At 43.5% G+C, this 11,421-nt stretch carries 10 protein-coding genes; 5 read left to right on the top strand and 5 right to left on the bottom strand.

Annotated elements, in window-relative coordinates:
- The first annotated feature begins 149 nt into the window (after window positions 1-149).
- Both mepA and AB6E52_RS19985 read left to right on the top strand, forming a co-directional pair.
- Window positions 150-989 carry a penicillin-insensitive murein endopeptidase gene (gene mepA, locus AB6E52_RS19990; protein WP_102320723.1) on the top strand — a complete coding sequence of 280 codons (840 nt, stop codon included), beginning with the start codon at window positions 150-152 and terminating at the stop codon, window positions 987-989.
- A gap of 273 nt (window positions 990-1,262) precedes the next feature.
- The gene (locus tag AB6E52_RS19985; protein ID WP_017062536.1) at window positions 1,263-1,571 is read left to right on the top strand and encodes a hypothetical protein; all 309 of its coding nucleotides are present in this window, start codon (window positions 1,263-1,265) and stop codon (window positions 1,569-1,571) included.
- A 42-nt stretch (window positions 1,572-1,613) separates the two neighbouring features.
- On the opposite strand, the gene AB6E52_RS19980 is transcribed toward AB6E52_RS19985, so the two are convergent.
- The 3 genes from AB6E52_RS19980 to rdgC form a co-directional block, all read right to left on the bottom strand.
- The gene (locus AB6E52_RS19980) at window positions 1,614-1,868 is read right to left on the bottom strand and encodes a YfhL family 4Fe-4S dicluster ferredoxin (protein WP_004735061.1); all 255 of its coding nucleotides are present in this window, start codon (window positions 1,866-1,868) and stop codon (window positions 1,614-1,616) included.
- 34 nt (window positions 1,869-1,902) lie between these two features.
- On the bottom strand, window positions 1,903-3,306 hold the full coding sequence (gene yegQ, locus AB6E52_RS19975) for a tRNA 5-hydroxyuridine modification protein YegQ (protein WP_019823039.1): 1,404 nt from the start codon (window positions 3,304-3,306) through the stop codon (window positions 1,903-1,905).
- A 206-nt stretch (window positions 3,307-3,512) separates the two neighbouring features.
- A complete protein-coding gene (rdgC, locus tag AB6E52_RS19970) occupies window positions 3,513-4,427 on the bottom strand; it encodes a recombination-associated protein RdgC (RefSeq protein WP_017062534.1) in 915 nt (304 codons plus the stop codon).
- 194 nt (window positions 4,428-4,621) lie between these two features.
- On the opposite strand from rdgC, the gene phoB reads away from it, so the two are divergent.
- The 3 genes from phoB to AB6E52_RS19955 are packed head-to-tail and all read left to right on the top strand — an operon-like array spanning window position 4,622 to window position 7,617.
- Complete coding sequence (gene phoB, locus AB6E52_RS19965) at window positions 4,622-5,311, top strand: phosphate regulon transcriptional regulator PhoB (RefSeq protein ID WP_004735064.1); 690 nt, start codon at window positions 4,622-4,624, stop codon at window positions 5,309-5,311.
- A 33-nt stretch (window positions 5,312-5,344) separates the two neighbouring features.
- The gene (gene phoR / locus AB6E52_RS19960) at window positions 5,345-6,643 is read left to right on the top strand and encodes a phosphate regulon sensor histidine kinase PhoR (protein ID WP_004740365.1); all 1,299 of its coding nucleotides are present in this window, start codon (window positions 5,345-5,347) and stop codon (window positions 6,641-6,643) included.
- A complete protein-coding gene (locus tag AB6E52_RS19955) occupies window positions 6,640-7,617 on the top strand; it encodes a PstS family phosphate ABC transporter substrate-binding protein (protein WP_102320722.1) in 978 nt (325 codons plus the stop codon). The genes phoR and AB6E52_RS19955 overlap by 4 nt, the downstream gene beginning before the upstream one ends.
- Before the next feature lie 77 nt (window positions 7,618-7,694).
- On the opposite strand, the gene ppx is transcribed toward AB6E52_RS19955, so the two are convergent.
- Both ppx and ppk1 read right to left on the bottom strand, forming a co-directional pair.
- The gene (ppx, locus tag AB6E52_RS19950; protein WP_102320721.1) at window positions 7,695-9,206 is read right to left on the bottom strand and encodes an exopolyphosphatase; all 1,512 of its coding nucleotides are present in this window, start codon (window positions 9,204-9,206) and stop codon (window positions 7,695-7,697) included.
- Window positions 9,197-11,293: a polyphosphate kinase 1 gene (ppk1, locus tag AB6E52_RS19945; protein WP_017066137.1), complete on the bottom strand. Its 2,097-nt coding sequence runs from the start codon at window positions 11,291-11,293 to the stop codon at window positions 9,197-9,199. Before ppk1 ends, ppx begins: the two co-directional genes overlap by 10 nt.
- Window positions 11,294-11,421 lie beyond the last annotated feature (128 nt).

The following is an 11,421-nucleotide window of genomic DNA, read 5'->3' as shown; positions in this document are numbered from 1 at the left end:
TTCACAATAATTCATCAATCTTAATTAGATCACATTTTTACTTTAATTGGTATAATTCACTAGCTACCACCAAAAACTTAAGTACGATATGCACCTAATCCTAAATGGCGACTAATATAATGAGTAAGCGTCAGTAATTTGGGATTATTATGAGGTTCTTTTTTGCACTGGTTGTATTCTTTTGTTCATTTTCTCTATCAGCAACTTCGTGGGAAAAAGAGAGTCACCCTACTAAAAACTCACCCTCATCAATTGGAAGCTATGCTAATGGCTGTCTAGACGGCGCGCAGGCCTTGCCAATTAATGGGTTGGGGTATCAGATTATTCGCCCCCAAAGAGAGCGCTACTATGGCCATACAGAAGCTATTAAGTTTATTGAGAGGTTAGGTGTCACGACCAGCGAGAAACTCAATACTAATTTATTGATCGGTGATGTTTCTCTTCCTAGAGGAGGGCGCTTTTCTTCGGGTCATTCAAGTCATCAAACAGGGTTAGATATCGATATATGGTTAAGGTTAACCAGTAAGAGGTTGTCAGAGAACGAGTTAGCTGTGCCTAAACCTGTGAGCGTTGTGGATCTTACTAACTACAAATTGCGTGAATCGAATTGGACCGATGATCATTTTCAAGTTATTCGCTATGCAGCGAAAGATGAAAAAGTGGTGCGTATTTTTGTTCATCCAGTCATTAAGCAAACCCTTTGTGAACAAGAAAAATCTGAAATTAATGATAGAGCTTGGTTAGGTAAAATAAGACCTTGGTGGGGACATCATTCCCACTTTCACGTTCGTTTAAAGTGTCCTGAAGGCAGCTTAAACTGCATAGCTCAAGCGAGCCCTCCTAAAGGTGACGGTTGTGGAGATGAACTTGCAAGTTGGGCTCCAAAGACTGTTCCAGTTCCACCTCCTAAAAAAGTAGCGAAAACTAAGAAAAAGAAAAAAGTTAAAGTGATGCCAAGTCAATGTTTGGCCTTGATATCTAAGAAGTAATCCTGTTTATCGAGGCTTTTTGCAGTGGTACTGCCACTGGTTTTTTCGACTCTAAAACTGGAGAAACATCACACTTTTGTCTAGAGTTTATAAACACGAGATTAAGAACATCGTTTGATATTAATAAAAGCAATAACGGTATCAGCAAGGGCGATGGCGAATTTGACAAGGTTTGGTCAGGGATTGAGTGTTTTGGGGTGAAAGATGCGGCTTATATGCAGTATGCGAAATCAGAGTCTGATACCCGTCGATAGATAATTCAAGGATAAGACTATGACTATGATTTGTGCGAAGGAATTTTCAGAATGGTTAAGACATAGGTTCAACGCTGAAAGCTCGGGTATTTCAATTTCAAGAGATGACATCAATCAGCTAACAGGCAGACAACGTTTAGATCCTAGTTTCGTAAATGATGTTCACTATGAATTGATGCAGTATGGAATGGCATTTGTGACCGATACCAGCAGGGAAAACTTTTATCTTGTTCCGATAGCTCAATCAATAAACTGGCGAGAACGACTCGAATATCAATTTGAAAAAGAGCTCTTCTGCAATATTTATCCAATCGGAAAATCAGGATGAAAAAAAAGGTTCAACTTATGGTTAAGTTGAACCTTTCTTCTTTTAGGTCAAGCCTTGAATGATAACAAACTTCTCAAGTAGCTCATCATCAGTTTCAATATGGTTTGGGTCAGTGATGATGCATTTTGTAATCGGACACACTGACTGGCATGTTGGCTTTTCATAGTGACCTTTACACTCTGTACATAAATCAGGATCGATCTCGAAGATGCTGTCGCCCATAGTGATTGCACCATTTGGGCATTCAGGATCACACATATCGCAGTTTATGCACTTGTCAGTAATTAACAGAGCCATTATTTTCTTCTCAAGTAAGTCGCTTAAGTAAAAATTATTTGCCTGATGCGTTACGTGTATCTTGGCCTTCGCTCAAGTTACGCATCAGCAAGCCGTACTCTAGATCTAGATCTGCTGGTACAGGAATAAATACAAAGTGACCGTTACCTTTCGCATCGTCGACCGCTTCAGATTTACGGTTTTCCATAACTTCCAGTTTGAAAACAACGTTACCTTTCGGTGTCATCATTTCTAAGCTGTCGCCTACTAGAAACTTGTTCTTCACTTCTACTTCCGCTAGGTCGCCACGGCGCTTACCTGTGAACTCACCAACAAACTGTTGAGTGTCAGAGATAGAGTAACCGTACTCGTAGTTTTGGTAAGTATCGTGAGTATGACGACGTAAGAAGCCTTCAGTGTAACCGCGGTGAGCTAGGCTCTCTAGTGTACCCATTAGGCTTTCATCGAATGGTTTGCCTGCCACTGCATCGTCAATAGCTTTACGGTAAACCTGAGCAGTACGTGCACAGTAGTAGAAAGACTTAGTACGACCTTCGATCTTCAGAGAGTGAACACCCATCTTCGTTAGGCGCTCAACGTGTTGGATTGCACGAAGGTCTTTTGAGTTCATGATGTAAGTACCATGTTCATCTTCAAACGCTGCCATTTTCTCTTCTGGCTTGTGTGATTCAGAAAGCAGAACCACTTCGTCTGTTGGTTTACCAAGACCTAGTGTGTTGTCTGGACGTTCATCTTGAACTTCAACTTCTTGAATAGCGACACCAGTTGGATTAGCTTCAACGATCTGACCGTTTTCGTCTTCTTTCGCTGCTTCAGTTTTGTATTCCCAGCGGCACGCGTTGGTGCAAGTACCTTGGTTTGGATCGCGCTTGTTCATGTAACCAGAAAGCAGACAACGGCCTGAGTAAGCCATGCAAAGTGCACCGTGAACAAAGATCTCTAGCTCTGTTTCTGGGCAGTGTTCGCGAATCTCTTCGATCTCTTCAAGCGATAGCTCACGAGATAGGATTACACGCTCAACACCTTGGGTTGACCAGAACTTAACGGTCGCCCAGTTTACTGCGTTTGCTTGAACCGAAAGGTGGATTGGCATTTCAGGGAATGCTTCACGAACCATCATGATAAGACCAGGATCTGACATGATAAGCGCGTCAGGGCCCATATCTACAACTGGTTTAAGGTCGCGAATGAATGTTTTTAACTTAGAGTTGTGCGGCTGAATGTTACATACAACATATAACTTTTTGCCTTGAGCATGTGCTTCATCGATACCGATTTGTAGGTTTTCGTGATTGAACTCGTTGTTACGAACACGAAGGCTGTAACGTGGCTGGCCTGCGTATACTGCATCTGCGCCGTAGGCGAATGCGTAACGCATGTTTTTAAGGCTTCCTGCCGGTGATAATAGTTCAGGTACAAATGGTTTTTGTGTAGTCATTGCTTCGTTCTCTAATCTGATCTCAAGTCAGGTTGATACCACCAAGTGATATCAAAGGGGCGCAAATTTTACGCTAAAATGAGTTTGGTTGATAGCCCTAAAGATAGCAATGACATTAACAAGAGGGTCTAGAGGCAGATATAAGTGAGAACTTAGTGAGAAATAAGCTCAGATACCGTTAGCACCTGAGCCTATAGTTTGACTGATTAAGCGTTAGGTTGAGTTAACCCGCCTAATGATTCAAATAGGTTTGGAAGGAAAACACTGAACTCACCACAAAGTAGAGAGAAGTCCGCATCAAAACGCGCAGCTTGATCTTCACGAGGAATATCGTCGTTTTCGTCTTTGAGCTCATCACTGAATTTTAGGCGTTTGATGCTGCCATCTTCTGCAAGAATGAATTCAATACGGTCTTGCCAGTTGATAAGAAGTTTCGTCACCATCTTATTGGCTTCGATGTGGTTTTTAATCTCATCAGCTTCTAGTTCTTGTTTCTTAACTCGAACAATACCGCCGTCTTCTTGAATAGATTTTAGTTCTGCTTCATCAAGCATAGTGATGCCTTGTGGCGTATCACCTGATTTCACCCATTCTGTAAGAGTCGTTTCGATCGCTTGCTCTGGGATAGCTGGCACTACTGGCAGGCTACCCATTGTCTTACGTAGCAATGCTAATACATCTTCTGCTTTTTTGTAGCTGCTCGCATCAACCACAATGAAACCTTCTTTTGGCATGATCAGCGCGTAAGTGAAGTTGCTGCGGCTGAATGCTCGAGGAAGTAGATCAATGATGATGTCTTCTTTTAGGCTGTCTTTCTCTTTCTTTTTCAGAGGGGTACCAGACTCTGCCTCAAGCGTTTCTACTTTTGCGTTCAATGATTCTTTGATCACAGAAGCGGGTAGCATTTTCTCTTCTTTCTTTGCACAGATAAGAATGCGGTTTTCTGATACGTGCGTCATCATATCACCATGTCTACCCATTGCGTGTACCCAACCAAACTTCTGTTTGTCTTGGCTACCACAAGGAGTAAAGCGGAATTCTTCAAGTTGTTTCTCTAGCTGATCTGCGTTGAAATCAATATCACGGTTGAAGCGATAGACTAGGCAATTTTTAAACCACATAAATTTTTCTCATACCTTTTTAGAAGTGCTTCATGATATGAGATCTAATTCGATTTGTCCCTAGCTCTGTATCAAAAGTTATAAAGTGAAATGTTTGAGACAGTTATATGAAAATTTGTTTTCAAAGGTCACAAAAGTGTCATAATTAACTCAGATAATGCAATGCGTTGATTAAATACAAAGGCTATTCAATTATGTCGAGAAGGATTCTGGTCGTTGAAGATGAAGCACCTATTCGTGAGATGCTGTGCTTCGTGCTTGAACAAAAAGGCTACCAAGCAGTAGAGGCTGAAGATTACGATACAGCGGTAAACAAGCTATGTGAACCTTTCCCAGATCTAGTATTACTAGATTGGATGCTACCTGGTGGTAGCGGGATAAACTTTATCAAGCACATGAAGCGTGAAGAGTTAACTCGCAACATCCCAGTGGTGATGCTAACGGCTCGTGGCGAAGAAGAAGATAAGGTGCGTGGTTTAGAAGTGGGTGCTGATGATTACATCACCAAGCCATTTTCACCCAAAGAGCTCGTTGCTCGCCTGAAAGCGGTTATCCGCCGTGTAACGCCTACTGCACTAGAAGATGTGATTGATGTACAAGGTCTTAAGCTAGACCCAGTATCTCATCGTGTTACCGCAAGCGAAGGTCCAGTTGATATGGGACCAACAGAATTCAAAATGCTGCATTTCTTTATGACGCACCAAGAGCGTGTATACAGCCGAGAGCAGCTGCTTAACAACGTTTGGGGTACCAATGTTTACGTTGAAGACCGAACGGTTGATGTACATATTCGACGCCTGCGTAAAGCGCTTGAGTCTGCAGGTCACGATAAGCTAATCCAAACGGTTCGTGGCGCTGGCTACCGTTTTTCTACAAAGGCTTAATGTGGCTTCGCTGCCCAGTTTACGGAGTCCTGAATGGTTGAAAAGTTAACCTGGAAAAAGCTGGCTTGGGAGCTGGCTTTTTTTTACGCACCATGGGTTTTAGTCGGATGGATATTCGGTTACCTACCTTGGTTGCTGCTGGCTGCTACGGTATTGCAGCTCGGCTGGCATCTACACAACCAAATGCGTTTGTCCGCATGGCTGTGGGATGAGAAGCGTCTAACTCCACCTTCAGGCTCTGGGAACTGGGAATCTCTGTTTAACGGTATTTATCGTATGCAGCAGAGACAGCGTCGCAAACGCAAAGAACTGACTAACCTTATCCGCCGTTTCCGTAACGGTGCAGAATCGCTTCCCGATGCCGTTGTGGTATTTCGCGGTGAAGGCAATATCGTTTGGTGTAACAAGCTAGCTCAGTATTTGCTGGGCTTTCGTTGGCCAGATGATTCAGGTCAACCGATCTCGAATTTGATTCGTACTCCAGATTTTATTAAGTACCTTAATAAGCAAGATTTCTCTGAGCCATTAGAGATGCCTTCTCCATTGAATGTGGAGCGTATGCTCGAGCTGCGTATTGTGCCGTATACCGAGGGTGAACACCTGATGGTGGTACGTGATGTGACCCAGCTTAAGCAGTTAGAAGGCATGCGCCGTAACTTCTTCGCTAACGTTTCTCATGAATTGCGTACGCCGATGACCGTCCTTCAAGGTTACCTTGAAATGACCGAAGATCCAGACATGATCGTTGGCCCAATGTGGACCAAGGCGCATGGCGTAATGACTGAGCAGCTCAATCGAATGAACAGTTTGGTTAATCAACTACTCACGCTTTCGAAAATTGAAGCGGCGCCAATGCATGAGTTGGATGAAGTGGTCAACGTTCCGGCGATGCTTGAGGTTCTTGAGAAAGAAGCGGCGAGCCTTAGCGGTGAGCGCGAACATAAGCTTGAGTTTGATATCGATAAGAGCCTACGAGTTCTTGCCGATGAAGACCAATTGAGAAGTGCGATATCGAATTTGGTTTATAACGCGGTTAAATACACACCCGCAGGTGCAACGGTCAAAGTGCGTTGGTATCAAACCAGCCAAGGCGCGTGCTTAGATGTGTCAGATACTGGTGATGGTATTGAGCCTCAACACTTACATCGACTCACAGAGCGCTTCTATCGTGTAGATAAAGCCCGCTCTCGTGATACCGGTGGTAGTGGTCTTGGATTAGCGATTGTAAAGCATGCGCTTAGCCACCACGATTCACATCTCGAAATTCAAAGTGAAGTGGGCGTCGGCAGTCGTTTCCATTTTACTTTACCAAATCGACTGACCGTATCATGAGTTGTTCGATACGCAGGATGCATTTTCCAGTCAGCTCATTATTAGCGTTTGCTTTAGTTAACCCTGTGCATGCCGAACAGGGTGTCGATTCTCTTCCTGATTATTCTAAGGTTCCGGGAATTTCTGGGAGCTTATTATCGGTCGGTTCGGATACCTTAGCGGGTATGACGACGTTATGGGTGGAAGAGTTCAAGTCCTACTACCCAAATGTTAACGCTCAAGTCCAAGCATCGGGTTCTTCTACTGCTCCTCCAGCCTTAACCGAAGGGACTGCACATCTAGGGCCAATGAGTCGTCCGATGCGCCTGCGAGAAATTGAAGCATTTGAAAGGGAGCATGGATATAAGCCAACAGCACTGCGAGTTGCTATCGATGCGATTGGGCTTTTTGTGCATCGTGATAACCCTATTGAGGGGCTTAACTTTCGTCAGATTGATGGCATTTTTTCTGAGACATTACGCTGCGGAGCAACAAGGCCCCTCAATAACTGGCAAGATCTCGGAATCGATCAGCCATGGGCGAAACATCGATTCCAATTGTTCGGTCGCAATTCTGTATCGGGGACTTATGGATACTTCAAACAGAATGCACTGTGCGGCGGTGACTTTAAAAATCGTGTGAATGAGCAACCTGGTTCGGCTTCAGTCGTTCAGTCGGTCGCTTCATCCATCAGTGGGATTGGCTACTCGGGCATTGGCTACCGCGTAGCAGGTGTTAAGCTGATTCCTATTGCAGAGCACGGCTCTAATTATGTTGAGCCTACGCGTGAGAATATCTTGAGTGGTGATTACCCTCTATCTCGTTTTCTCTATGTGTATGTGAATAAGCATCCGGATAAACCACTTTCTCCGGTTGAGAGAGAGTTCCTTACTTTTGTATTCTCAAAGCAGGGACAAGAACTTGTAGAGAAAGATGGCTATTTAGCAATACCGTCTGAGTTCGCAGAGCAAGAGTTGGCAAAAGTCGGGCTCTAATTCAGGCTGCGATAAACTTAGATAAGAAACGTATGAACAGCTTGCGCGTCGCAGGCTGTTTTAATTTTGACTGTTCGTTATTTTAGCTTTAACGACCATCCTGCATTTTGCCAACGTTGTTGCTCTTCTCTGAGCTCATAATCAAGCAGTTGGTTTTGGGCCAACCAATCGCTGTTAGTTCCTTTCAATTCCCAGTTATCCTGTTGTTCAATCGTTAGAGTCACGTCTGGTGCCAGTGCTTGATTTCGCTGACGGTTGAGTAAGATAGCGAGTCTCAATATACGAATCAGCAGGGTGACTTGTTGCTGAGTAAACAGAGAAAGTTCCGGCAAATCTTGTAGTTTGAGCGCTTTTCTTTGATAGCGAACCAATACTGATATAAGGCGTTGTTGCTCAGTATTAAAGCCTGGCATTGTCGTATGCTTAAGCAGATAAGCCGAATGGCGGTGATAGCCTTGGAATGCAATGCTTTGTCCTACCTCATGAAGTACTGCAGCCCAACCAAGCAGATCATACAGCTCATTAGTGACCGCAGTTGTCACTTGAGGCTGTACTTGTTTCAGCAATGAAAGAGCGAGCACTTTCACTTTCTCGCCATGAGTTACGTCTACATGGTATCGAGAGACGAGCGTTTCGGCAGTTCTTGTTCGAATATCAATATCTTTAAACCTATCCTCCATGTCATAAAGAACGCCTTCTCTCAGGGCACCATCAGAAAAATGTAACTCCTTGATGTCTAGCGTATCCATTGCTGCTGAAAGAATGGTGACGCCTGCAGCAAACACAGGCTTTCTCTCATCACTTAAGCCTGAAAGATTTACGGTGTTGGATGATGAAAACTCACATAAGTGATTCTTTAAATAGGACAGGCGTTGGGGCGTAATGAGACCATCGGTGAACCCTAAGCCAATGAGTACTTCTTTTATTGATTTCGTGGTACCAGATGAGCCAAAAGCGATTTCCCAAGGGGCTTTTGTGTATTCTTCAATCAATGGCATCAATAGACGAGTAGCTGCGGTATAAGCATCTGAGAAGTGTCGCGAAGTTAGCCCTTCGTCAGCAAAGAAACGTTGAGTGAAGTTGACGCATCCCATCGGTAAACTGCGCATAATTAGAGGAGTAAAGCCTTGTCCGGCGACGAGTTCCGTACTCCCTCCACCGATATCAATAACCAACTTAGATTCAGAAGCGGTTTGAGTGTGTTCTGCTCCGTTATAGATTATTCGAGCTTCTTCTTGACCGGAAATGATCTCTATTGGAAAAGGAAACAGTGGCTTGGCTTGCTCTAAGAAGTCTTTAGCGTTTTTGGCTTTTCTTAGGGTATGAGTCGCAACAACTCTGACATCATCAAGCTCAAAATCCGCCAGTCGTTCTGCGAACACCTTGAGGCATTCTAGGCCTCGCTCGATAGCGCTTTCAGATAGGACGTTACGTTCATCCAATCCATCACCTAATCTCACTTTCTGTTTGTGCCTGCTGACTAATTGCAGGTGTTGATCGAATACTCGGGCAACCACCATGTGAAAGCTGTTCGAACCCAAGTCGATAGCGGCAATACATCGAGAATGTTTGTTATCAATTAGCGGCATGATTTCTTCTCTTGTTTGTACTTCTTGCGAGCAAGTTTCTCCATACGTTTAATATAGTGGTAAGTGGAGAGTTGTGACGTCGGGTAATCAAGTAGGTTTGCTGGTGGTTGTGTGTAAGAGTTGCTCATCGCTTGGTCTAGCACTCGAGCTTTGTTGCTGTCATCGAAATGAAACTCGGTGATATCGATAATGGTTTGCTTGATCTTTGGATCTAAAATTGGAGCTGCAACTTCGATGCGGTGATCAAAATTTCGTGTCATCCAGTCAGCGGAAGATATATAGACCTTCGGCTTTCCAGCGTTACCAAATATCATCACTCTCGGATGTTCGAGGAAACGATCGACCACACTGACTATCTCAATATGATCACTGATGTTGGGTATGCCAGGGACAAGAGAGCACATGCCGCGAATGACCATTCTCACTTTTACATTGGCTTGGCTAGCCTGATAGAGCTTTTCAATGATCTCTCGATCGACCAAGTTGTTGAGTTTTAGAGTGATGCTTGCAGGTTTACCTTCTATCGCGTTTTGTATTTCATTATCTATCAATTGGTACAGACGTTTTCTAGTATTCTTTGGTGACACAATCAGTTGCTTGAACTGGGACTTTTGATAAGGGTTTTCAATATACTTAAAGACTTGTCTCACCTCTTGAGTCAAATCTTCATTCGCAGTGAGCAGAGAAAAATCGGTATACACGCGCGCTGTAACTTCATGGAAGTTGCCAGTGCCAATATGGGCATAATGCTCGGTATGCTTGCCTTCTTTTCGTTTGATGAGCAGCAACTTGGAATGGATCTTCAAACTTGGGATGCCATGGATGACTTTTACACCCGCTTCTTGAAGTTTCTTGGTCCATTGAATGTTGGCTTGCTCATCAAAGCGTGCTTGCAGCTCGACAACCACAGTGACCTTTTTGCCATTGTGCGCCGCATCGATGATCGAGCTGAGGAGTTTTGAGCCTTCCGCAACACGGTAAACGTTTATTTTGATGGAGGTTACCTTCGGGTCAAAGGAAGCCTGCCTAACCAGTTCAGTGATGTGACTAAAGGTGTGATAAGGATAATGCAGTAAGATGTCGCGAGCTTTGATCGCTTCGAAATAGTTTGGGTAATGGCTGAAATGCGCGCACTTAATCGCGGGTAGAGGACGATTAACTAAATCACGTCGGTTAAGGCTTGGGAACTCAGAGAAATGTTTGAAGTTATGATAGCGACCACCTGCGATGACACTGTCATAGTCAGACAGTTTAAGTCTGACTTGTAAGAAGTTGAGCATTTCAGTTGGCATTTCAGATTCATAGATCAGACGTATCGGCAGTGCCGTTAAGCGCTGTTCTAAACCTAAAGACATCGATTCTAATAGGTTATTTTCATTGTCCTCTTGCAGATCATAATCGGCATCACGTGTCATTTTTATCGCAAAACAACGCAATGAGTCATACTCAAAGAATCCTTTAAGTAAGTCATCCAAACAAAATCGAACTATATTATCTAACAAGATCAAAGTTGTACGCTGCGAACCCGAAGTTTCCGGTAACTTAACAAATCGAGGGAGTGCTTCTGATGGGATTTCGAGTAAGACATATTGAGATGATGCATCACGCTCGATGTCGATGGCTAAGTAACTTTGTTCATCTTTGAGAATATTAAGTAACTGGCTATCTTCGTTCAAGAGAATCGGAGTTAAGTGTGGCAGCACTTTTTTCTTAAAGTACTTTTTTATCCAGCCACTTTGTTCTTCGCTGATTTGTTGTTCGTTGACCAGAAAAATACGATTGCGTACCAATTCCAATAGCAAGTCGTTATACAGCTCATGGAATTGAGCATCGAGCTTGCTTGCTTTGCTCTGCATTTTAGTCAGTAGGCTTTTCGGCGAGTTGGAGGTTAGCTGTGGATCTTGAAGTAAGATCTTTCGCTTCACATCAGCAAATCGGACTTTGTAAAACTCATCGAGGTTTTTCGAGTAAATACCTAAAAAACGAACTCTTTCGATTAAGGGGACTGACTTATCTGCCGCTTCTTGGAGCACTCTTTCGTTGAAGGATAACCAGCTAAGTTCTTTTGTGACATAGTCTTTTTCCATCGAGATGAGAATCCTTGAGTACTGGCTATAGAGCTGATTACTTTAAATTAGAATGGCAAAATTCACAAAATCTATGATCTTACTTTAAGAAATATGGCTAACAAACTTGTTATTAGTTTCAGTTGTTT

It is taken from the genome of Vibrio sp. 10N.247.311.13 (assembly GCF_041467595.1).
In the GTDB taxonomy this organism is placed as follows: Bacteria; Pseudomonadota; Gammaproteobacteria; order Enterobacterales; family Vibrionaceae; genus Vibrio; species Vibrio crassostreae_C.
The sequence above is the reverse complement of the archived record's forward strand: the minus strand, read 5'-3'. Positions and strand labels throughout refer to the sequence as shown.

Bases quoted from the DNA above. Each gene is read 5' to 3' on its own strand.
- ppx (WP_102320721.1), bottom strand. From the start codon at position 9,206: ATGCCGCTAATTGATAACAAACATTCTCGATGTATTGCCGCTATCGAC.
- ppk1 (WP_017066137.1), bottom strand. From the start codon at position 11,293: ATGGAAAAAGACTATGTCACAAAAGAACTTAGCTGGTTATCCTTCAAC.
- mepA (WP_102320723.1), top strand. From the start codon at position 150: ATGAGGTTCTTTTTTGCACTGGTTGTATTCTTTTGTTCATTTTCTCTA.
- rdgC (WP_017062534.1), bottom strand. From the start codon at position 4,427: ATGTGGTTTAAAAATTGCCTAGTCTATCGCTTCAACCGTGATATTGAT.
- phoR (WP_004740365.1), top strand. From the start codon at position 5,345: ATGGTTGAAAAGTTAACCTGGAAAAAGCTGGCTTGGGAGCTGGCTTTT.
- yegQ (WP_019823039.1), bottom strand. From the start codon at position 3,306: ATGACTACACAAAAACCATTTGTACCTGAACTATTATCACCGGCAGGA.
- phoB (WP_004735064.1), top strand. From the start codon at position 4,622: ATGTCGAGAAGGATTCTGGTCGTTGAAGATGAAGCACCTATTCGTGAG.
- AB6E52_RS19985 (WP_017062536.1), top strand. From the start codon at position 1,263: ATGACTATGATTTGTGCGAAGGAATTTTCAGAATGGTTAAGACATAGG.
- AB6E52_RS19955 (WP_102320722.1), top strand. From the start codon at position 6,640: ATGAGTTGTTCGATACGCAGGATGCATTTTCCAGTCAGCTCATTATTA.
- AB6E52_RS19980 (WP_004735061.1), bottom strand. From the start codon at position 1,868: ATGGCTCTGTTAATTACTGACAAGTGCATAAACTGCGATATGTGTGAT.